This window comes from Microbacterium oryzae (genome assembly GCF_030406385.1).
Classification (GTDB): Bacteria; Actinomycetota; Actinomycetes; order Actinomycetales; family Microbacteriaceae; genus Microbacterium; species Microbacterium oryzae_A.
In genome coordinates, this window is the sequence record NZ_JAUEPM010000002.1 from 250,981 (window position 1) to 272,421 (window position 21,441).

22 protein-coding genes are annotated in these 21,441 nt (G+C 67.8%); 4 read left to right on the top strand and 18 right to left on the bottom strand.

Annotated elements, in window-relative coordinates; all coding sequences use genetic code 11:
• The first annotated feature begins 53 nt into the window (after positions 1-53).
• Positions 54-1,178 (top strand): hypothetical protein, encoded by a 1,125-nt coding sequence (locus QWJ90_RS05175; protein ID WP_290106618.1) that lies wholly within the window; start codon positions 54-56, stop codon positions 1,176-1,178.
• A 27-nt stretch (positions 1,179-1,205) separates the two neighbouring features.
• Here the strand turns inward: QWJ90_RS05175 and QWJ90_RS05180 are convergent, their stop codons facing one another.
• The 5 genes from QWJ90_RS05180 to QWJ90_RS05200 all read right to left on the bottom strand — a co-directional run bounded on the left by QWJ90_RS05180 (position 1,206) and on the right by QWJ90_RS05200 (position 5,093).
• Positions 1,206-1,793 carry a GyrI-like domain-containing protein gene (locus tag QWJ90_RS05180; protein ID WP_290106619.1) on the bottom strand — a complete coding sequence of 196 codons (588 nt, stop codon included), beginning with the start codon at positions 1,791-1,793 and terminating at the stop codon, positions 1,206-1,208.
• A gap of 18 nt (positions 1,794-1,811) precedes the next feature.
• Entirely contained in the window at positions 1,812-2,195 is a 384-nt protein-coding gene (locus QWJ90_RS05185; protein WP_290106620.1) for a hypothetical protein, read from the bottom strand.
• Positions 2,188-2,763, bottom strand: a complete 576-nt coding sequence (locus tag QWJ90_RS05190; RefSeq protein ID WP_290106621.1) for a TetR/AcrR family transcriptional regulator — start codon at positions 2,761-2,763, stop codon at positions 2,188-2,190. Before QWJ90_RS05190 ends, QWJ90_RS05185 begins: the two co-directional genes overlap by 8 nt.
• A 78-nt stretch (positions 2,764-2,841) precedes the next feature.
• Entirely contained in the window at positions 2,842-4,035 is a 1,194-nt protein-coding gene (locus QWJ90_RS05195; RefSeq protein ID WP_290106622.1) for a low temperature requirement protein A, read from the bottom strand.
• Positions 4,032-5,093, bottom strand: a complete 1,062-nt coding sequence (locus QWJ90_RS05200) for an aldo/keto reductase (protein WP_290106623.1) — start codon at positions 5,091-5,093, stop codon at positions 4,032-4,034. The genes QWJ90_RS05195 and QWJ90_RS05200 overlap by 4 nt, the downstream gene beginning before the upstream one ends.
• A 189-nt stretch (positions 5,094-5,282) precedes the next feature.
• On the opposite strand from QWJ90_RS05200, the gene QWJ90_RS05205 reads away from it, so the two are divergent.
• Positions 5,283-5,675: a nuclear transport factor 2 family protein gene (locus QWJ90_RS05205; protein ID WP_290106624.1), complete on the top strand. Its 393-nt coding sequence runs from the start codon at positions 5,283-5,285 to the stop codon at positions 5,673-5,675.
• Between the two features lie 82 nt (positions 5,676-5,757).
• Positions 5,758-6,588 (top strand): helix-turn-helix transcriptional regulator, encoded by an 831-nt coding sequence (locus tag QWJ90_RS05210; RefSeq protein ID WP_290106625.1) that lies wholly within the window; start codon positions 5,758-5,760, stop codon positions 6,586-6,588.
• A 203-nt stretch (positions 6,589-6,791) separates the two neighbouring features.
• Here QWJ90_RS05210 and QWJ90_RS05215 read toward each other — a convergent pair whose 3' ends face one another.
• From QWJ90_RS05215 to hisD, 9 genes are all read right to left on the bottom strand, one after another.
• A complete protein-coding gene (locus tag QWJ90_RS05215; RefSeq protein WP_290106626.1) occupies positions 6,792-7,592 on the bottom strand; it encodes a nitrilase-related carbon-nitrogen hydrolase in 801 nt (266 codons plus the stop codon).
• A gap of 2 nt (positions 7,593-7,594) precedes the next feature.
• Positions 7,595-8,575, bottom strand: coding sequence for an ester cyclase (locus QWJ90_RS05220; protein WP_290106627.1), 981 nt, complete (start codon positions 8,573-8,575; stop codon positions 7,595-7,597).
• 76 nt (positions 8,576-8,651) lie between these two features.
• Positions 8,652-9,659 carry a LacI family DNA-binding transcriptional regulator gene (locus tag QWJ90_RS05225; RefSeq protein ID WP_290106628.1) on the bottom strand — a complete coding sequence of 336 codons (1,008 nt, stop codon included), beginning with the start codon at positions 9,657-9,659 and terminating at the stop codon, positions 8,652-8,654.
• A gap of 31 nt (positions 9,660-9,690) precedes the next feature.
• On the bottom strand, positions 9,691-10,581 hold the full coding sequence (locus tag QWJ90_RS05230) for a carbohydrate ABC transporter permease (protein WP_290106629.1): 891 nt from the start codon (positions 10,579-10,581) through the stop codon (positions 9,691-9,693).
• Positions 10,578-11,450, bottom strand: a complete 873-nt coding sequence (locus QWJ90_RS05235; protein WP_290106630.1) for a carbohydrate ABC transporter permease — start codon at positions 11,448-11,450, stop codon at positions 10,578-10,580. The genes QWJ90_RS05230 and QWJ90_RS05235 overlap by 4 nt, the downstream gene beginning before the upstream one ends.
• An 83-nt stretch (positions 11,451-11,533) precedes the next feature.
• Positions 11,534-12,811, bottom strand: a complete 1,278-nt coding sequence (locus QWJ90_RS05240) for an ABC transporter substrate-binding protein (protein WP_290106631.1) — start codon at positions 12,809-12,811, stop codon at positions 11,534-11,536.
• A gap of 94 nt (positions 12,812-12,905) precedes the next feature.
• Positions 12,906-14,642, bottom strand: a complete 1,737-nt coding sequence (locus tag QWJ90_RS05245; protein ID WP_290106632.1) for a glycoside hydrolase family 13 protein — start codon at positions 14,640-14,642, stop codon at positions 12,906-12,908.
• A complete protein-coding gene (locus tag QWJ90_RS05250) occupies positions 14,639-16,063 on the bottom strand; it encodes an MFS transporter (RefSeq protein WP_290106633.1) in 1,425 nt (474 codons plus the stop codon). Before QWJ90_RS05250 ends, QWJ90_RS05245 begins: the two co-directional genes overlap by 4 nt.
• A 206-nt stretch (positions 16,064-16,269) precedes the next feature.
• Positions 16,270-17,589, bottom strand: a complete 1,320-nt coding sequence (gene hisD, locus QWJ90_RS05255) for a histidinol dehydrogenase (RefSeq protein WP_290106635.1) — start codon at positions 17,587-17,589, stop codon at positions 16,270-16,272.
• Positions 17,590-17,667: 78 nt separating this feature from the next.
• On the opposite strand from hisD, the gene QWJ90_RS05260 reads away from it, so the two are divergent.
• Positions 17,668-18,585: a LysR family transcriptional regulator gene (locus QWJ90_RS05260; RefSeq protein WP_290106636.1), complete on the top strand. Its 918-nt coding sequence runs from the start codon at positions 17,668-17,670 to the stop codon at positions 18,583-18,585.
• A 324-nt stretch (positions 18,586-18,909) separates the two neighbouring features.
• On the opposite strand, the gene QWJ90_RS05265 is transcribed toward QWJ90_RS05260, so the two are convergent.
• Genes QWJ90_RS05265 through QWJ90_RS05280 form a run of 4 tightly spaced genes read right to left on the bottom strand, consistent with a single transcriptional unit; the run spans position 18,910 to position 21,435 of the window.
• Positions 18,910-19,326 carry a RidA family protein gene (locus tag QWJ90_RS05265; RefSeq protein WP_354670416.1) on the bottom strand — a complete coding sequence of 139 codons (417 nt, stop codon included), beginning with the start codon at positions 19,324-19,326 and terminating at the stop codon, positions 18,910-18,912.
• Positions 19,323-20,177 (bottom strand): fumarylacetoacetate hydrolase family protein, encoded by an 855-nt coding sequence (locus tag QWJ90_RS05270; protein ID WP_290106637.1) that lies wholly within the window; start codon positions 20,175-20,177, stop codon positions 19,323-19,325. The genes QWJ90_RS05265 and QWJ90_RS05270 overlap by 4 nt, the downstream gene beginning before the upstream one ends.
• On the bottom strand, positions 20,174-20,656 hold the full coding sequence (locus tag QWJ90_RS05275) for a YybH family protein (RefSeq protein ID WP_290106638.1): 483 nt from the start codon (positions 20,654-20,656) through the stop codon (positions 20,174-20,176). Before QWJ90_RS05275 ends, QWJ90_RS05270 begins: the two co-directional genes overlap by 4 nt.
• On the bottom strand, positions 20,653-21,435 hold the full coding sequence (locus tag QWJ90_RS05280) for an SDR family oxidoreductase (protein WP_290106639.1): 783 nt from the start codon (positions 21,433-21,435) through the stop codon (positions 20,653-20,655). The genes QWJ90_RS05275 and QWJ90_RS05280 overlap by 4 nt, the downstream gene beginning before the upstream one ends.
• Positions 21,436-21,441: the final 6 nt, after the last annotated feature.

Below are 21,441 nucleotides of genomic sequence, written 5' to 3' on the forward strand. Positions count from 1 at the left end.
GGACCCGATCACGGGTCGCACGACGTACGAGAACGACGAAGTGAGGAGCGTTCATGGGAGCGATGGATGACCTCATCAGTCCTGCGCTGGTCGCGCAGATGCGAGCGGCACTGCGATCGGTCGCGCCCGCGATGGACACGCCCAACCTCGCTCATGCGGAGACTGCGGTGCTCGGGGCAAGCCTCCGGCGCCGGGTCGACATAGTGCGGGATGCGCTTCTCGATGACCTGCCCGCGGGTTTCGCCCCGACCGAAGAGGTCGTCCTGTATCTGCTCGGAGAACCGCGATTCGCCGGGTGGATGATCTGGCCGACCACCGAGGTCGTGGCCGCGCGGGCGCTCGGGTCTGGATCAGAGCAGGATTTCGACTCCGGGATGGCTCTCCTGGCCCGTCTCACGACCGGACTCACCAGCGAGTTCGCGATTCGAGGTCTCCTCGCGGCCCGTCCTGAACGGGCGCTGGCAATCATGCAGACCTGGACGACGCACGACGATGAGCACGTCCGGCGGCTGGCGACGGAAGGTTCCCGCGCGTACCTGCCGTGGGCGAAGCGGGTTCCTTGGCTTCTGGCTCACCCTCGAGCGACGGAGGGGATACTCGATGGAACGTATCGCGATCCGTCCGAGTACGTCCGGCGGTCTGTGGCCAACCACCTCAACGATCTCAGCCGCATCGATTCTGCGGTCGTGGTCGACATCGGCAAGCGGTGGGCGGGCGATCCGAACGTGAATACCCCGTGGGTGCTCCGGCACGGACTCCGAACGCTGGCCAAACGGGCTGACCCGGGCGCGCTGGCCTTGCTGGGATTCAGCGGTGACGAGTTGGACGTCGAGCGACCGCAGCTATCCCGGGGCCTGGTGCCATGGGGTGAGGAGATCGCGATCAGTGCGCAGGTCCGCAACCACGGCTCTGCAGAGGCACTGGTCGCGATTGACTACTCCATCGGCTTCCAGCGTGCCAACGGCTCAGTAAGTCCGAAAACCTTCAAGCTCGCTGTTCGGCGCATCCCTCCCGGGGACACCGTGATCGTCGACAAAACGTTCTCCTTCCGCAGGATCACAACCCGCACGTACTATCCGGGTCGGCACTATGTCGCCGTGCAGGCGAACGGGGTGGTCTCCGAACCAGCGGACTTCGTCCTGGATGATCCACGCCCGTCGCAGATGACTGCGCGCTAGCGGACGGCGCTTAGGTCCCGACACGGATCACGCGACGGGGTCTCTGAGGATCGTGCGGAGCGTTGCCTGCGACGTGGTTCGTGTAAATCCGTCAGTATGGATTTCATGGTGGGGGCCGGCTCGGTGCAGCCCTCTCTCCTGTGCGTAGTCTCCGAGGCGCTTGAGGGTCGCGAACTCTTCCGAGAACGGTCCGTGATGCATGACCTGAACGACCTCCTGGGAGGGAACTGAGAACAGCGAGATGTCATCCGAGGTGTTGTCGGCAACACTTGCGGCACGGGTGCGTGCGTCAGCGATGTCCGCTTCGGTCTTGCCTTCGGGGATCTGAGCGAGCACCCGGTAGAGCAGCGACGGGATCGGGTTGACGCTGTAGAAGTCAGCGATTTCAACGGGTGTGGAGTCCTCGGGGTACCAGAACTGCAGCTCCACGACGGGCGTCTCGTCGCTGCCGTTAAGGATGCGGGCGATATCGGAGACCAGAACCTTCTTACGGTAGAACTCATCGCTCCCGGGAGCACCGTCGCCAAGGACCGCGACGTAGTCGACGGAGGGGGTCCGCACGTATTCGGGGTTGTCGGATGCGTGCAGGTGCTCGGATAGCTGGGTGGTAGTCATTACTTGCTCCTTTGATTGTTACTCGTGGGTGTTGGTCTTGTTCGCCCCGGCGGGGCGGGTGCGGGCGATGGTGGCGTCAAGGCCCGCGCTGATGCTGGCCATCGTCTCCGCGTAGGCCTCGTCAAGATCGATGCCGAGCTTGTCGGCGAGGACGAACGTCCACCACATCGATTCGGCGAGTTTGTGCTTGAGTTCGGCTCGCGGGTCACCGTCGATAGCCCAGGTCCCGTCATGGGCGAGCAGAAGGCGACCGATGTAGCCGACGTCGTTGGAGAACCCGATCATCAGCTCATGCAGTGACCAGGTCTTCCCGTTGAAGCGCTCCTCGAGCACTTCGTACTGCGAGCGAACCGCGAGGGCTTGCTCACGTGCGGTGGATAGTGAGGCTGTGTGCTCAGGCATGGGCGGGCTCCTTCGAGTCGGGGTTACTGGGGAAGACGGTCATCGTGCGGCGCGCGAGGGCCAGGAGCGATTCGCGAGGCGTTCCGTCGGCTGCTCGGATGGCGAAGCCACTGCTGACAGTGATCAGAAACGCTGCGAGCTCCTCTGGGTGTTCATCCGGGGGGAGGTCGCCCTCGTCGATAGCGCGGCGGAACCGATCTGCGAACAGAGCTTGGATTCTCGCCCGGTTCTCCGTCAGCGAAGCCAGCTGTGTGAAGCCCTCGGTCGCGACGGCAGCCTGCACTGAGAGACATCCTGCGGGAAGCCCGGGCATGGTGACGGCGATGGCGTTGCCCGCAAGGAAGGCTGCTGCCACATCACGGGCTGTGGTTTGAGCGAGGGCGTCTGTGACATAGCCCATGTTGCGTTGCACGTAGCGATCAAGCACTGACTGAAACAACTGATCCTTGTCGCCGAACGCTGCGTAGAGGCTCGGGCGATTGATGCCCATCGCCGCGGTCGGCTCCGAGAGGCTGGCGCCGTCGAAACCGCGCCGCCAGAAAACGTCGACGGCTGCATCGAGAGCCACGTCGGCTTTGAAGCCGCGGGGTCGTCCAGGAGCTGTCATTGCCATCCCGCCTCTCTTTTCTTACCGATCGGTATAGAACTAGCGCGTCGCAGAATCTGCCCGGTGGGTAGGGCGCAAGTGCCGGTACGTGCTGAGTCCGAGCGTCAGCAGAACGACGATTGCCATGGCTGCGATGGGCGGCGTGATCGCGACGACGGGAATCAGGGCGAGGGTTAGTGCTGCCGCGATCGCGCTCGACCAGGGGAGGCGGCGCGATGTGACCGATACGTAGGCGGCAGTGGAGGCGAAGAACAGTGCCAGCCCGCCCGCCAGGGCCGTCGCGTTGAAGATCCCGATGTCGCTGGCTTCCTCAATGTGTTCGATGGCGCCACTGATCCCCAACGAGGCCAGCAGGACTCCTGCCACGATCCCGAAATGAAGGTACGTGCCGACGGTCGCCACCCCCGTGCGCCGGGCGCCATCGAGCTCGTTGATGTCACGCTCAGCGGCTGCGGAGAGTCTGCCGAAGTAGTGCCACCACATGCTGAGGGAGAGTGTCACGGCGAGGAGAGCGCCGACAACGGCGAGAGGAGAGAGGGCGGCGTGAGCGGCCCCGAATCCAATCGAGATGATCGATTCGCCGAGCGCCAGGATGACGACGAGACCGTGCCTTTCGGCGTAGTGCCCGGCCGAGGGCAGTTGCCACTGGCCACCGCGTGAGGTGAGGTACACGGTGATGCCTTCGATGGCGACGGCGGCCAGCCAGAGAGCGATCTGAGCAGGCCCTTCGAGCACCGCTCCCGTGATCAAGGCGGCAGAGACCGGCACGATGGTGACGCCCATGGTCAGGATGACCTGGCGGCGAAGTAGCACGTCGTGGCCGGCGACGAGGATGTTGACCCCCGTGTAGGCGAGGGACAGCACCACGAAGCTCGTCGCGAACAGCAAGGCTCCGAAGTGGCTTTCGCCGGGGCCGGGGTAGACCTCGGGGATGGAGATCGACAGGACGAGGACCATTGCGATAGCGATGAGGATCCCGATTCGCACCACACCACGGTCGGCGACGCGCTGGTTCGCAAGCCAAGCATGGGAAGCCCACGACCACCACAGCACACCGAGAACTGCGACCCCACCGAGCACGCTCGTCAGATCCGCGCCCTCCGCCATCAAGTGTGTGATTTGAGTGAAAGCGAAGACGTAGACCAGGTCGAAGAACAGCTCCAGCGGCGTTGCTCGCTGCGCTCCAGCAGACCGTCCGCCGGATCGCTCGTGTGTCTCGATTGCGGTGGTCATACGCGTGCGAACGCGGTCGAGCTGAGGCCGTTGATGGTGGTGTCGCCCTGGAGGAAGCCCGTGGCGGAGCTGCGGATCACGTTCATCGGGTACTCGAGAGTGGGCTCGGTGAGCGACGACAATCGTGCGAGCTCCCCAGGGGACAGTACGACGTCTGCAGAAGCCAGGTTGGCCTGAAGCTGATCCACGGTGCGTGCGCCGATCAGTGTCGATGTGACCTCGGCCTGCTGTCGCACCCATGCGAGCGACACGGCGGCGACGGTCGTGGCGTGCTCACCTGCGATCTCGGCCAGCGCGTCCAGAAGAACGAAGGTGTCTTCGGTGAGGTTGGGGGCGGCGTAGCCGGACCTGCTGGAGCCCTGCACGGCTCGGACCTCGCGGGAGTACTTGCCGGAAAGCACCCCCGATGCCAGCGGGCTCCACGGGGTCACGCCGAGTCCGAGCGCTCGGGCGGCACCGAACTGCTCCCCTTCAGGGGTGCGGGCGAGGAGCGAGTACTCGACCTGAAGCGCAGCGATACGCTCCCAGCCGCGTGCTCCGGAGAGTCCGGCTGCCTGGCCCACCCACCATGCCGGTACGTTCGAGACTCCGATCGCCCGGATCTTCCCCGTCCGCACCAGGTCATCGAGCGTTGAGAGTGTCTCTTCGATCGGGGTGTGCCGGTCCCACTGGTGCATCCAGTAGAGATCGATGTAGTCGGTGTTGAGTCGACGCAGCGACTCATCGAGCTGTGTGTGGATGGCCTTGCGGCCGGCCCCTCCGGCATTCGGATCTGACGGGTGCAGCGTGCCGCCGAACTTCGTCGCGAGGACGACACGATCCCGGCGTCCGGGCCGCTGGTCGAAGTAGTCGCCGAGAGTCTGTTCGGACTTGCCGGCGTTGTACTGATTGGCTGTGTCGATGAAGTTGCCGCCCGCGTCCAGGTAGTGGTCGAGGATGTCGAAAGACGTCTCCGGGGCAGAGCCCCAGGTTCCATCGTCGAAGTTCATCGCTCCGAGTGCCAGAGGACTGACGCGAAGCCCGGTCGTGCCGAGCGTGCGGTAGGAATCGATGGTCATGGTGCCTCCAAGTAGATGGTGCGGTGTCGTTTGATTCGAGTCTTCGACCGAGCCTCGGTCGGCGGAAGGCCGCGCGACCCGGGGTGCCGCGCACCCCCTCAGCGGTGGTGGCAAGCGGCTGAGGGGGTGCGGCGCACCCTGGGAAGCGCGCCCTTCCCCGCAGTGTCGAGCCCGCGCAGTGTGGAATCCATGACCACGAACACGAATAGCCCCGCCATCACCGCCGAGACCGTCGCCGCTTGGGTCGCCCGCTACCTCACCGCGTGGAAGGCCAATGACGCCGAGGACATCGCGGCACTCTTCGCCGAGGACGGCGAGTACCACGAAGGGCCTTATGAGACCGACTGGATCGGCCGCGACGAGATCGTCGCCGGCTGGCGTAGTCGCTGGGACTGGCAGCAGGGAGGCTGGAGCTTCGACTGGCAGCTCGTGTCCATCGCCGGCCCCTCCGCTGTCATCACCGGAGTGGGCCGCTATAAGAAACTCGGCAACTTCGACAACCACTGGACCGTCACCTTCCGCACGCCCGAGCTCTGCGAAAACTTCGTCATGATCAACAACGAAATCGACGACGAGGAGTGATGGCGCGCCGTTCCCCGGTCGCCCCGCGAAGCGCGACGCGCCGCATGCTGCACTCGGCCGGGGGCCAGCTAACGTGAAGACCATGCCCGTCCAGCCCAGTCCTCTCGGCGACTTCCTCCGCGCGCAGCGTGCCCGTGTCGCACCCGCTGACGTCGGGCTCCCCGATGTCGCAGGTCGACGCGTCAGCGGCCTTCGCCGTGAAGAGGTGGCTGTCCTTGCCGGTGTGAGCGTCGACTACTACACCCGTCTCGAGCAGGGGCGGGAGCGCACCCCGTCAGCTCAGGTCGTCGACGCGATCTGCGGCGCCCTCCGGCTGAGCCCTGACGCTCGCCAGCACGCCTACCGACTCGCCATGCTCGCCCCGACATTCCAGCCGCCGTCGGGCACCGTCAGCCCGGAACTGCTGCAGCTGATGGACGCGTTCCCGGGAGCTGCGGCCTACGTCGTCGACCCGGCTTTCCGGGTGATCGCGGCCAACGCCACAGCGCGAGCACTGCTGGGTCCGACGCAACTCGAAGCCGGTGGCCTCGAGTACATCTTCCTCGAGCCCAGCGCCCGGGACTACTTCGTCGAGTGGGACGTCGTCGCGCGGGCCAGCGTGAGCGCGATCCGACTCGCTGCAGGATTTGCGGTTCCGTTCCCGGCGGTTCCACCGCTCGTGGAACGTCTCCTGCGTGAGAGCAGTGATTTCGCCGCTCTGTGGGCGGACCACACCGTGGCCGGGCTGAACATCACTTACAAGGTCATCAACCACCCCGACATCGGTCGAGTGGAGCTGACCTATCAGACCCTCGACGTTCGCGATGCGCCGGGCCAGCAGCTCACCGTCGCCACCGCTCCCGTCGGTTCACCGAGCGCTGACGCCCTCGCGCTGCTGGGAACCATCGACGCCACCCGACGAGCGCGGAGCTAAGGCCGCGCGGCTCCACCCCGCCCGGTGGCATGGGGCTGCGGTGTCGCACGCGATCTACGCGCTCGTCGAGGAGTCGGCTACCCGGCGGCGCGGTAGATGCCGCGCACCCCTCCGACAGGGCCGTGCCCGTCGTCGTTCAGCCATAGCGAGGTGTTGTCACCGGCGTGCGTCGAGGTGACCTCGGCCTGCTGCCGGTCGGAAAGTCAGTACAGGCCCGGGCGCCGGTCCCGGAACAGATCGTTGTGCGGGGGCAGACTCTTGTCGTCGCGGCCGGTCACGGCGAGGTCGGCGACGGCGGTCGCACGCGCGTCAGGCCGCGCCGCGATCCAGCCGTCGCCGTCGATCACGACGGTGCCCGACGTCCACGTCACGCCCCGCTCCTGACCGCGTCGGTCCGCGATCACGGTCGGCAGGCGGGAGGACCGCGCGGCGGCCATCGCCTGGATCACCTCCGGCGGGTGCTCGCCGGGCGGCCGTGCGACGACCGGCCAGTTGACGGGCAGCGCCAGCACCTCGGCGCCGGCCAGCGCGAGACGACGCGGCACCTCCGGAAACTCGTTGTCGTAGCAGATCGCGACGCCGAGACTCCCGACCGGGGTGTCCACCACTGCACCGGCGAAATCGCCAGGCTGGAACACCGCCTTCTCGATGCCCCAGAGGTGGGATTTGCGGTAGTGCTCGAGAACGGCTGACCGGGTGAATACCACCGCGGTGTTGAACAGGCCGGTCGGCGAGGATTCGGCGTACCCGACGACGGCCGTCGCGCCGCCGGGAAGCGCTGCGCGGAGCAGCTCGAACCGCGGGTCGGCACGATCCAGGGCCGCGGCGCGCGCCTCGGCGACACCCGTGAAGACATATCCGCTCAGAGCCAGCTCAGGCGCGACGATGAGGCGGGCGCCGCGAGCGGCGGCTGCGGCGATCGCGACGGCGACACGCTCGATGTTGCCATCGACGTCGCCGAGCAGGATCTCAGGCGACACGGCCGCCGCTCGCAGCACCCGCACGATCAGTAGATGTTCGCGAGCTCGAGCGGCTCGTCGCCGCGCATGCCAGCGATCTGCGCCCGCAAGGCGATGTCGTCCCACAGGCGCACCTCCTTGACGAGCTTGCCCTTGTGGAAGGTGAACTGCGAGATGCCCAGAACGTCGACGGGCTTGCCCGTGAGCGGCCCGTAGTTCGCCTTGCCCACGTACCCGCCGAGGAACTTCCACGTCACCGCAACCCGCAGACCGGCGTAGCGCACGTCGTAGTTCGTCTGGATGTCGCGGATCTCGAACTGGCCGGCGGGAAACGACTCCAGGAAGCGGAGCAGCGCCCGGCGGTAACCCTCCGGACGGATCACCGTGCGGTTCCCGACCGTGAGAAGCGTCAGATCGCGCTCGAAGTAGCGCTCAACCTTCTGCAGGTCGCGCTGGTTCCAGACCACGTCGATCATCTCGAGGACCGTCTCGACTTCGGACCGGTACTCATCGGGGCGGGGACCCGAATCGCCGACCGCGATCGGGTCGACCGGTGCGGGCTCGGTCCACGAACCCGTGTACCCGCGGAACGACTGGGCGCGCGCGAGCTCGTCGACGTCGAGGCCGTGGTACAGGGCGCCCGCGAGGCTGTCGCGCACGACCCACTCCTCGACCATCCGACCCTGCCGGTACAGGCAGTTCGCGATGGTGCGGCCGACCTCGGGTGTGTGGAGGTAGCCCGAGAAGACGAGGTGCGAGCTGAGGAACGCGTCGTCACCTCGCGCCTCCCACACCACGTCCTCGGCCTGACCGGTGCGGTCGGGCGTGGCGGAGATGCGCATCAGCGAGCCCTCGATGACCTCGTCGCGGGTCGTCGAGGTGCCGAGCGAACCGTGCACGATCGAGTCGGGCTCGTAGTTCTCGCGGATGTAGCTGATCGAACGGTTCACCCAGATGAGGTCGGTCACCTCGCGGATGAAGTCATCGGGGTCGGCGTAGGGCTGGTAGGCGATCGGGTCGAGGGGCATGATGGTCCTCCGGGAAGGCGCGGCTGGGCCGCGGATGGGGTCGGGCGTGGGGTGGCACGGAGATACAGCGGCCGGATCAGCCTCCGGGGTCGGCGGGCGGGCCGAGCGTCGACCGATCCACGAACCGCGTCGGGAAGGAGACGGTCTCGAACGTGTCCGTCTCGCCTTCGAGCCGAGCGGTGATGAGCCGGGCGGTCTCGCGCATCATCGCGTTCAGGTCGTACGCGATGGTCGACAGCTGGACGATGTCCCACGCCGCGGACGGAAGGTCGTCGAAGCCGATGATCGAGACGTCGCGCGGGGGAGTGAGGCCCGCACGCGACGCGGCGTTCAGCGCACCGATCGCCACCACGTCATTGGCCGCGAACACGGCGGTCGGCGGCGTCGGCAGCGCGAGCAGGTCAGTCATCGCCCGGTCTCCCGTCTCGGTGTCGTACCCGCCCCGACGCACGAGGCTCGACGGCAGGTCCATGTCGTGCCGGTCGAGGGCGTGCCGCAGCGCCGACTCCCGGGAGCGCCCCGTGCTCGTGTTCTCGGGGCCGAGGATCGCCGCGATCCGATGGTGCCCGAGAGCGACGGCACGATCCACCGCGTCTTCGTAGCCCGGCGCGGGATCGACGACCGTGGCATCTGCATCCACGAGCGACCCGGTCCGGTTGAAGTACACGAACGGCACCGATCGGTCGCGCAGCCGGATGGGGGTCGCCGATTCCAGCGTGGAGGTGGCGAGGATGACGGCAGCCAGTCCGTTGGCGACGAGCCTCTCGGCGAGGGTGTCGTCCTCGCCCGTCTCGGTCTGCAACATGAGCTGATACCCGAGCCGGTCGAGCTCGCGATGGGCCGGTGGGATGAGCTGCGAATAGAACTGGTTGTCGAGGTCGGTGACGAGCAGCCCCACTCGGCGGCTCCGCCCCGACGACAACGCGCGACCCGCCTCGCTCGGGACGTAGCCCAGCTGGGCGGCAGCCTCCCGCACGCGACGCTTGGTCTTGTCCGAGACCTTCGGGTGGTCGCTCAGCGCGCGCGAGACCGTCGCCTGCGAGACGCCGGCCAGTCGAGCGACGTCGTGGCTCGTGACGTTCACGAGATCACCGCCGCACTGGCATCTGTCCCGGTCATCCCTTGACGGACCCGTCGCTCAGTCCCGCCACCAGGTACTTCTGGGCGACGAAGGCGATGATGACCACCGGGAAGGTCAGGAGAATGGATGCCGCGCCCGCCTGCTGCAGCATGGGGAGGTTCTGCCCGAGCTGGGTGGCGATGAACACCGGGACCGTCTTGGACGAGCTGTCGGTGAGGACGACGGCCGTCAGGTACTCCTGGAAGGCGAAGAGGAACACGAAGATCCCGGCCGTGACGATCCCCGGGCCCATCAGCGGGATCATCACCCGCCGCAGGATGCCGATGCGGGTGCACCCGTCGATCATCGCAGCCTCATCGAGCTCCTTCGGGATCTCCGCGAAGAAGTTGCGCAGCAGCCAGATCGTGAACGGCTGGTTGATCGCGACGAGGGCGATCGCCAGCGCGAAGGTGGTGTCGTAGATGCCCAGTGCGCGGCTGATGTCGTACATCGGCAGCACGACCGCGAACCGGGGCAGCGACCGGAAGACGAGCGCGATGACGAGCAGCAGCGCCGATATGTAGCTGGGGAATCGCGACAGCGCGTAGGCGGCGGGGATGCCGATCACGAGCGCGATCAGCGTCGAGACGACGGCGACGACGAGGGTGTTCACCAGGTAGTCGGCGAAGTAGGTGGTCTCCCACAGGTCGACGAACGCCTGGAGGCTCGGCTCGTAGTCCCAGAGGACCGGCGGGTTGCGGAAGGCGATGTCGGTCGGCTTGGTCACCGACATCGTCATCCAGATGAAGGGGCTGAGGAACAGCAGGCACAGCAGCCCGAGAAGCATGCCCGTCACGACGGGAGGTCGCCGCCGCCGGCGCGCCCGCTGCAGATCGGAAGCCGACAGGGCGGAGCCCGAGCTGATCTCAGTGGTCGTGAGGCTCATCGGAGGGCCTTCGCTTCCTTGAAAGTCCCGCGGATGAACGGGATGAGCATGATCAGGATGATGAGGATCGTCAGCACGTTGATCGCGCTGCCGAGACCGAGATGCTGCGCGCCGTCGGTGAACGCCATGGCGTAGACATAGAGCATGATCGACTCGTTGCCGATCACCGCCGCTTGCGGCGACAGCGCGATGAGGCTGTCGAAGACGCGCAGGACGTCCATGATCGCGATCAGCGTCACGAAGCCGAGCACCCCGCGGATGCTCGGGATGATCACGTAGAGGTGCGTCTGAAACGCGTTGGCCCCGTCGATTCGAGACGCCTCGCGTAGTTCCGCGGGCACGCCCTGCAGCCCGGCGAGGATGATGAGCATCGCGAAGGGCTGCAGCGACCACACCTCGTTCGCGATGACGAGAACCTGGTTCCAGAACGGATCGGTGAACCAGAGCACGGGATCACCGCCGAAGAACTCGATCAGCCGGTTGACGACACCGCCGAAGTTGTCGTTGAACAGCCACGAGAAGGCGACTGCGCCGACGAGCGACGGGAGCACGTACGACACCAGGAGGATGCCGAGCACGACGGGGCGCGTGCGGCCGAGTCGGTTGAGGCCGATCGCGATGAGGTACCCGAAGACGAGCAGGATCACCGTGGTGACGAGCGTCGTCGTGATGGTGAAGACGACTGCTCGGCCGAAGCGGCCGTCGGTCAGGGCCTCGGCGTAGTTGTCGAGGCCGATGAATGTGCCGCCGGAGCCGTAGGAGACGTCCTCGAGGCTCCACTGGATGGTGCGGGCGAGCGGCACCACGAGCAGACCGCCCATGATGAGCAGGCTCGGGGCGAACAGGTACCAGAATTCACGCGCTTTCATGGGGTGACGCGTTCCTCTCATCGGAGTCCGTGGTCGGCCTCTGCAGGGCCGACCACGGACGAAGGTCGTTGCCGGATCCGAGGTCAGCCGATGGTTTCGCCCTCGGCCTGCATCTGCGCGACGCCGTCCTCGATCGACATGTCACCCATCAGGATCGCTGCGAGCGTGTCGCGTGTCGCAGCGGTCACGTCGGCGAGGATCGGCGAGACGACGGGCGGCATGACCGACACGATCGACTCGTTCGCGGCTTCGCCGTACGGTGAGTTCTCGTCGGTCACCATGCCCTCGCGAGCGGGGTAGGCCGCGGGCACCGAGGCCGCCGACGCGTCCTCACCGACCGACGAGGCGATCATCTGGAAGAGCATGTCGTGGTCGAGCCCGGTGTTGAAGGGAATCGACCAGCCGTCGATGGAGACGCGGTTGTACGCGTACTCGGCGTCGGCGTTCGCCTTTGGAGGCGCCGCGAAGGCGATGTCGTCGAAGAACTCGCTGTTGGTCTCGAGCATCAGGTCGTTCATGCGGCCGGAGAACATGATCGACATCGCGGCGGTGCCGTTGTACATCTGCTGCTGCACGCTGGGTTGGTCGAACGTGAGCACCTGCGGGTCCATGTACGGCACGAGGGAGGTCATGGCCTCGAGTGCCGTGCGGGCGTCGTCGGTGTCGAGGGTGACATTGCCGTCGGCGTCGACGAAGTCGCTGCCGAGCGAGTTCATCATCGCTTCGAAGCTGGTCGACACGTCGGAGGTGGCCAGCCACGGCAGGGCGATGGGGTAGTCCATGGTCCCGGCGTCCTGGATCGCCTGTGCGGCGCTGATCATCTCGTCGAACGTGGTCGGGACCTCAAGGCCGAGCTCGTCGAACACGTCCTCGCGGTAGGCGAGGATGAACATCTGCCCCTGCATCGGCAGGGCGTACAGCGTGCCGTCGAACGTCAGCGCGCTGAGCATCGATTCGCTGAGCGCGTCGAGGTCGTACTGCTCGCTGTACTCGGCGAACAGGTCGTCGAGGGGTACAAGCTTGTCCTCGGCGGCCTGCGCGGGAATCGCGAAGCCGTAGTTCTCGATGATGTCGTAGGTGCCGGTGTCGCCCGAAAGAGTCGCCGTGGTCTTCGTCACCTGCCCCGCGAAGTCAATCGGGTCGTGGACGAGGGTCACGTCGTCGATCGAGCAGCTCTCGACCATCGTGTCCGTGAATGGATCGATGGCCGACGAGTTGTACGCCAGGACGTTGACGGTGGTGGCGGATTCGGGCGCGGTGTAGTCGCACGCGACCGCCGCCGAGTTCTCGTTGGTGGTGCGGGAACCCGCACCACACCCCGTGAGCGTGACCGCAGCCGCGGCTGCTCCGGCGACAATCATGATAAGACGGTTCTTGGTGGGAGGCATGAGCTCACTGTATCCGTATGCACTCGGACAGTACGCGCCGCTAATGCTAAATCTGTGTTAACGCGTGTTACTTCTGCGGGTCAGCTGCATACGTATGCGTAACGCCGGCGCCGTTATCGAAGAGCCACGCCGTCGTCTCGCCCGGCAGCATCGGCGCGCGATCGCCGGGGATCGGGGCCGACGGGTCAGAAGAGAGGCCTACGACCTCGCCGGGAGCGAGGCGGAGCGGAACCGGGACGTCGCCGAAGTTCGTCAGGGAGCGGACGCCGTCGCTGCGTCGGACCTCGAGCACATCCTCGCCGTGCTCCACGATCGAACACATCGCCGCGCGCTCGAACCGGCGACGACGCTCAGTCAGTGCCGACCGATAGAACTCGATCGTCGACGTCGGATCGTCGGTCTGCGCCTCGACGCTCAGCGTCCCGAACCACGACGGCTGCGGGAGCGGGGTCGCCGACCCGTCACGTTCGGGCCCGAACCCGAAACGGGGGCCGGTCGACGTCCATGGGAGCGGCACCCGGCTCCCGTCTCGACCCTTCCGGCTGCCGGAGCTGCGAACCCAGATCGGATCCTGTAGCGCCGACCGCGGGATGTCGGGCACCTCGGGCAGGCCGAGTTCCTCACCCTGATAGAGGTACGTCGACCCGGGGAGCGCGAGGATCAGCTGCGTCGCGGCGCGTGCCCGGCGCAGGCCGCGGTCGCGGTCCTCCCGCGGGTCGCCGCCATCGCTCATCAGCCACGCCACGGCATCCGCGCCGGGCGGAAGGCCGTAGCGCGTCGTGTGTCGGATGACGTCGTGATTCGAGAGCACCCACGTCGACGACGAGCCGACGGATGCCGCGAGGGTCAGGTTCTCGCGGATCGCCTCTGCGAATGCAGCCGCGCACCACGGCGACTCCAGCAGCGGGAATTCGAAGGCCTGCCCGAGCTCGGTCGGCCGGGCATACAGTGCGCGGCGGTGCGCGGGGACCCACGCCTCGGCGACTGCCGACCGGGGCGGGTCGTACTCGTCGAGCACCCGTCGCCAGCCCGCGAAGATCTCATGCACCTCGTCGCGGTCGAACAGCGGATCGGTGCCGTCGGCACGGCGGGGTGGCGGCGCGGCGTCCATCGAGCCGACTGGCCCCATCGACAGGGAGGACGAGCCAGGCAGAGGATCGGACAGGTCTTTCGCCAGCCCGTGGGCGACGTCGACGCGAAAGCCGTCGACCCCGCGGTCAGCCCAGAAGCGCAGCACATCGTGGAACATCTCGCGGACCTCGGGGTTCGACCAGTCGAAGTCCGGCTGCTCAGGCGCGAAGAGGTGCAGATACCAGGTGCCATCGCCGACGGGATGCCACGCGCTGCCGCCGAAGAGCGACGTCCACCCGTTCGGGGGCAGGGCGCCCGCCTCGCCTCGGCCCTGCCGGAAGACGTAGCGCGCGCGCTCGGGCGAGCCGGGCCCCGCGGCCAACGCGGCACGGAACCAGGCGTGCCGGTCGGAGGAGTGGTTGGGAACGATGTCCACGATGACTCGCATACCCAGCGCGTGCGCGTCGCGGAGGATGCCGTCGACGTCGTCGAGCGAGCCCAGCGCGGGATCCACCGCGCAGTAGTCGTCCACGTCGTACCCGCCGTCGGCGAGAGCGGACGGATAGAACGGGCTCAGCCAGACGGCATCGACGCCGAGCGCGGCGAGGTACGGCAACCGGGAACGGACGCCGCCCAGGTCGCCGACGCCGTCGCCGGTGGTGTCGGCGAACGCCCGCGGGTAGACCTGGTAGACGACGGCATCACGCCACCAGTCGGCGTCCGGGGTGATCATGTCTCGTCCGTCCCTCCGACGCGCGCCCGCCACTGAGGGACCAGGCGCGCGTCGAGGGTCATCGCCAGCAGCGAGACGAGCAGCACGGCGATCACGAACCAGAATGCCCCGACAGACGCCGCGGCCACCGCTGTCGCATCCGTCGCGCTCGCCGTCGTCGAGAGCGCGAGGGTGAGTGCGACGCCGGCGACGCCGACGCCCGTGGCGGAGGCGAGTTCGCGCAGGGTGCTGTTGATGCCCGCTCCCGCGCGCCCGCCGAAGCGGCCGTAAGACGTCGTCAGCCGCGTGGACAGGGGGGAGGAGCACAAGCCGCCGCCGACCCCGACCACGACGAGCGCCGATTCATAGAGGAGGAACGACCCGTCGGCGCCCCAGGCGATGACACCGAGATACCCGATGCTCGATGTCAGCAGGCCCGCGGCGGCGATCACACCGAGTCCCCACCGGCGCACGAGCGGGACGGTCGCGTAGGTGACGATGAACATCGCGACCGAGATCGGCACGAGGCTCAGCCCGCTGATGCCGGCGCTGAGGCCTCGGACCGTCTGCACGATGTGCGCGTGCAGCGAGAAGAGCGTGAACAGCCCCGCGAACGTCGCCGTGATCCCGAGCGACGCTGCCCGGACCGTCGGGTCGCGGAACACCTCGAGGTGCAGGAGGGGATGGGATCTGCGTCGCTGCACCCTGACGAACCCGATCGAGGACGCTACAGCGATCGCGACGGGGACGGCGAGCAGCGCCGGCGCCGTCCGCAGCAGCGCGGGCGCCTCGATCACCGAGACCAGGGTGCCGACCGCCGCGAGCACGAAGAGTCCCGTGCCGGCGAGATCGAGCGGCGCACGACGATCGGGCCGTGCGCGCACGCCCACCGTGAGGACGACGAGGACGGCGGCCACCGCAGCCAGGGGCGCGGTCACCGCGAACGCGCTCCGCCAGCCGCTCGCCGCGACCAGGGGGCCGCCAAGGCCGTTGCCCACGATGCCCGCGAGGCTGGTCGAAGCCGTCCACGCCGCGACGATCGTCGCCTGGCGCATTCCGCCCCCGCGCTTCAGCAGGATCGACAGGGTCTGCGGCAGCGCGATGCCTGCGCCGATGCCCGCCACCGCGCGGGACGCGATCAGCAGCGGCATTCCGGGTGCGCACAGGGCGACGACGCTTGCCACCGCGAACAGAGCGAGGCCGGCCACGAGCACGCGCCCCTCGCCGAAGCGTTCTCCGATCATCTCGGACGGCAGGAGCAGACAGGCGAATGCGATGACGTACGCGTCGACGAACCACGTGAGCTCTGCGGAAGTCGCGCGCATCGTGCTGTCCGCGAGCACCGGGACCGAGAGGTTCGCCAGCGAGACCGCCGACATCAGGAGGACGACGACGCCGCACAGGATGGCAAGATCCCGGCGGCGGGTGCGAGTTTCGGTCATGACACCAGTAAGCGGGAGGGGTGGGATGCGCCACGGCGAGTGCCGGTGCCGTATGGACGGCGGCGTGGTGCGGCTCGAATCAGATCGGAGCCTCGCGCGTCCACCGGTCACTCTACGGCGCAGACGAGGTCGTCCCGCTCGCGGAGACGCCGAGATCGAATGCGTCGAAGCCGTCCCCAGCACGTGGCGGAACCGCCCGAACCGGCTCATGCCTGATAGCGCTCGAGTCGCATCGTCGCCGTCGCGGAGTGCGCCGCCATTCCCTCCGAGTCCGAGATGGTCTGGACGGCATCGGCGAGCTCGGGCGTCGTTCCGCGAGCGATCCGCTGATACGTGAGTGGCTTCACGAAGCGCGAAACGGACAGTCCCGCGCTGTGCTTGGCGCCACCGGCGGTGGGCAGAACGTGGTTCGTGCCCGCCATGCCCTTGTCGGAATACGCCACCGTGCTCCACGAGCCGAGGAACAGCGAACCGTAGTTGCGGAGGCGATCGTGATACCAGTCGTCGTCGCGCGTCATCACCTCGAGGTGCTCGGGGGCGAGGTCGTCCATCAGCGTCGCCGCTACCTCGCGATCGGTCGCCACCGTCACGACGCCGTAGTCGCGCCAGGCCGGACCGGCGATCGACTGCGTGGCGAGCGACGCGAGCTGGCTGTCGACCGCTTCGATGACGGCCGCCCCGTGTGCTTCGGAGGTTGTGACCAGGGCGGCGGGAGAGTTCGGGCCGTGCTCCGCCTGGCCGAGCAGGTCGGCAGCGACGATCTCGGGGTCGGCGCTGTCATCGGAGATGACGGCGACCTCGGAAGGACCGGCGAGCAGATCGATGGCCACGGTGCCGAACAGCTGCCGCTTCGCTTCGGCGACGAACGCGTTGCCCGCGCCGACGAGCATGTCGACCGGCAGATCGCCGAGCAGGCCGTACGCCATCGCGGCGAGCGCCTGGACGCCGCCGAGGACGATGACGCGGTCGACCCCGGAGAGGTGCGCGGCGTACACGACGGCGTCGTTAGCCGCCCCGTTTGGCTGCGGCGGCGAGCAGGCGATCACGGTGGGAACGCCCGCTTCCTTCGCGACTCCGACGGTCATGAATGCGCTTGCCGTCAGCGGGAAGCGGCCAGCGGGCAGGTAGGCGCCGACGCGGGAGACCGGGATGTAGCGTGCGCCGGTGACGAGGCCCGGCACCAGCTCGACCTCGAAGTCGGCGAGTCTCGCGCGCTGGGCTGCCGCGAACGCGCGCGTGCGCTCGGAGCCGAGCTCGATGGCTGCGCGAAGATCGGGGGCGAGACGGTCGCCGCTCGACGCGATCTGCTCGGGAGACAGCTCGATGTCGCGCCCGTCGTAGCGGTCGAGATCGCGTGCGTGGTCGAGCACGGCGTCCATTCCGCGCCGCTGGATGTCGAGCAGCATTCGAGAAACCGTCTCGGCCACCGCGGGGTCGCGCTGGGCGGCGGGAGCGTCGACGAGCGGTTGCTTGAGGTGGACGAACGATCCGGCGAGACGGTCGAGCACGGGGGAGCTGTAGCGCATACCTGCACGCTAGAGAACTGAAGAACATCGCACAACGGCGTGGAAGACGATGATTGACATCGCATTTACCATTGGCGTGTGACCGTCACTCAGCTCACCGCGTTCCTCGCCGCCTTGCGTCTTGGATCGTTCACCGCCGCCGCGGTCGAACTGGACACCACGCAGGCGTCCATCTCCGAGCTCGTCGCGCGCCTCGAGCGCGAGGTCGGCGCGCGACTGTTCGTGCGCGGGCCGCGGCGACTCGCCCCGACCGAGGCGGCCCTCGCCCTCGCGGCACCCGCCGAACGCGCGGTCGCCGCCGTCGGCGAGGGGCTCGACGCCGTTCGATCGGTCACCGACCTCGACACGGGCACGTGCACGTTCGGCGTTCTCCGCAACGCCGCGTACTACGACCTCTCCGATCTCGTCCAGCGATTCCATGCGCTGCACCCCCGCGTCACCGTGCGATTGGTCGGACTGAACTCAGCCCTCGTCGCGGAATCCGTCGCCTCGGGTGAGATCGAAGCGGGACTCGTCGTGCTTCCGGTGGACGATGCGGGGCTGGCGGTCCGTCCCCTCGCGCGTGACGAGGTGCTCTACGCATCTGCGAACCGTGATCCGGGTCTCGGCGCGGTCACCCTCGATGAGATCAGCAACGCCAAGCTCGTGCTGTATGACGCTTACGCCGGATGGCGTGACCCGACGAGGCGTCAGCTGCGCGACCGCGCCGCGCTCGCCGGCCTCGCCGTCGAACCCGCGATCGAGGTCGAGCATGTCGAGACGGCGCTGAGCCTGGTCGCGACAGGATCGGTCGACACCATCGTCTCGCGGCGGGTCGCGGAAGGTGCCGGTTTCCCCTCCGGCATCCATGTCACCGCGTTCGACGACCCGCTGTACGACACGATCGCACTCGTGCAGCGACGGGGCGCGCACCTCTCGACCGCGACCCGCCGCATCGTCGAGCTCGCCGTCGAATCGCTCGCGTCGGCGGAGCTTCCGCGCGTCGCGGCGGGATGATGGCGAGGGCGAGGCTGCGGGTCGAGCTGTGTCGCGCGGAGCGCATCGAACCTCGATGAAGAGGTAGTCGGGTGCGAGCCGCTGACGGCCACCGCGTAGGGCGCGAGCAGAGCCTCACCATCGACGTGAAGGGCCTGATCCGTGGCCACTCGACCCCGGAGGCCTCTCCTACGTCAACACCGACCGGCACGCCAACAGCCCGCGTAAGGGTTCAAATCCCACCGTCACCGCCAGATGAGAAGGCCCCCGATCCCATGGAGACATGGGGATCGGGGGCCTTTCTCGTACGCTGATCGACGCCGACGGTGACGCACCTGCCGTGCTTCAGGGCGAACCGGCGTCGCCCCGACTCTCCTCGAGGACGGCGACGAGGTCGCACTGCACGAGCGCTCGGCGGTCGAGCTGGGCGGACATCGCCTGCCGGGCGGGGCGGCTCGCCGGATCGGGGAACATCTCGAGCCATTCGCGATTGAGCGCCATGCGGTCGCGGTAGTCGGCCAGCCAGAACGTCATCTTGACGATGTCGTCCACGTGCCCGCCCGCGGCCGCCATGAGGTGGCGCACGTGGAGGAACACGTTGCCGCACTGGGCGTCCAGTGACGCAGGCATCGTGGAGGTATGCGGGTCGCGCCCGGTGAGGACGCCCGAGAACAGGAAGGGCCCGATCCGCGACGCCGTCGGTATCGGGTTCTCGTGCGAGAAGCCCGGCATCAGGACGCTCGACCGCCGCGGCACGGTCATCCCTCCTCGACGACGCGGTTCTCGATCGCGCCGAGGCCCTCGATCTCCGCGTGCACGACGTCGCCCGGCTTCAGCCAGTTCTGGGTGGGAGCGCCGATCCCCGCAGGCGTCCCCGTTGCGAGGATGTCCCCCGGCATGAGCGTCATGACCTGCGACAGGTAGGCGATCTGCTCGTAGATGTCGTAGATCATGTCGTGCGTGCCGAAATCCTGCCGCACCTCTCCGTTCACGCTCAGGCGCATGCGCAGGTCGAGCGGATCTGCGATCTCGTCGTCCGTCGTCAGCCATGGTCCCATCGGACCGTGGGTGTCGAAGGACTTCCCGAGCGTGAACGTCGGAGAGCGCTTCTGCAGCCAGTCGCGAACGGACACATCGTTGACGACGAGATACCCCGCGATGACCGAGCGCGCCTCATGCGCCTCGACGTGGCGGCAGCGCTGCCCGATCACGACCCCCAGCTCGATCTCGTAGTCCAGCTGCTCGCTCACCCGCGGGCGCTCGATCGGGTCGAAGGGCCCGCCGATGCAGGAGACCTGCTTGTTGAACCACAGCTGGCTGGTGGGGATGGGGATGCCGGCCTGGCGTGCCTCCTCCGCGTGCTCGCGATAGTTCATCCCGATCCCGAGGAACTTCTGCGGGTCGTCGACAGGCGCTTCCAGGACGACGTCGGTGAGCGGGATCCGATCGCCCTCGGCGGCCAGAATGCCCTCACGCAGCTCGGCGAGCCGGGGTAGAGCGGCCCGCAGCGATGTGCCGACCCCGGGAAGGTCGCTGATGTCGACGAGCGCGTCGCCGTCGACGCGCGCCAGCCGCGAGGCTCCGTCGGCGCGGCGGTATCGAGCGATTCTCATGTCTTCTCCTGTTCCGCTCCGGCATCGCCGGAGCCCTCGTCCTCGGCGCGCTCGGAGGGCAGCTCGCCCCACACCTGCTCGCCGTACGGTGTCATCTGAAAGCTCACGAAACGCCATGCGCCGGTGGCGTCGCGTCGCAGCACCTGTGTCACCGCGCCCCCGAGCGTGCGCTCGCCGCCGTCGGGATTGCGCAGCCGGTTGATCAGGGGGCCGTCAATGATGGCGACATCGCCCAGCACGCGCACCCGCAGCTCTCCCCGGGAGATGCCGAGATAGGCCTGCCGTGTCGCGACGTGCTCGAGCAGCTGGCTCTTCGTGTGCGTGACGCCCGGCGCGTGGATGTGGACGAGGCTCTCATCGAACATGGCGTCGAGCGCCTCGACATCGGCGGCCATCAGCGCGCGCTGGCGCCGCTCCTCGAGCGCGAGCACCTCGGCCACGGCCGTGTCGTGATCGGCCGCGGGTTTCGTCGTCTTCATAGCAGTCCCTCATACGTTCCGCCGTCCAGCTGGATGCTCTGGCCGGTCATGTACCCCGCCTGCGCACTGCAGAGGAACGCGCAGGCGTCGCCGAATTCCTCCGGCCTTCCGAGCCGCCCGGCGGCGATGGTCGAGGCGATGCGGCGGTACGCCTCGTCACGGTCGATGTCCTCGGCGCTCATCAGCCGTCGGGCCATGAACTCCTGGCGCGGCGTGTCGAAGCGCTCTGGCAGCAGGCTGTTGACGGTCACGTTGTCCTGGACCACCTCGCGGCTGAGCGCCTTGCTGATCGCCGTCAGCGCGCTGCGCGCAGAGGTGGACAGGCCCATCTCGTAGGAGGGGCTCTTCACCATCGCGGAGGTGATGTTGACGATCCGTCCGAAGCGCCGAGCGCGCATCCCCGGCACATACGCGCGCATGAGCTCCACCGCGGGAATCATGTTCGCGCGCGCGGCCTCGATCAGCGCGTCCTCCGTCCATCCCTCCAGACCCACCGGCCGCGGACCGGCGTTGTTGTTCACGAGGATGTCGACGTGAGGACGCGAGCGGACGATCGCGTCCCGGCCCGCTGCGGTGGTGAGATCGGCTGCGACCGCCGACACGTCCGCGCCCTCCACCTCCTCGCGAAGCCGAGCAGAGGCCGCGTCCAGCCGGTCGGCGTCGCGCCCGTTGAGCACGACAGCGACGCCCTCACGCGCCAGGGCCAGCGCGCACGCATAGCCGAGGCCCTGCGATGACGCGGCGACGAAGGCGGTGCGTCCCGCGATTCCGAGGTCCATGCCGGA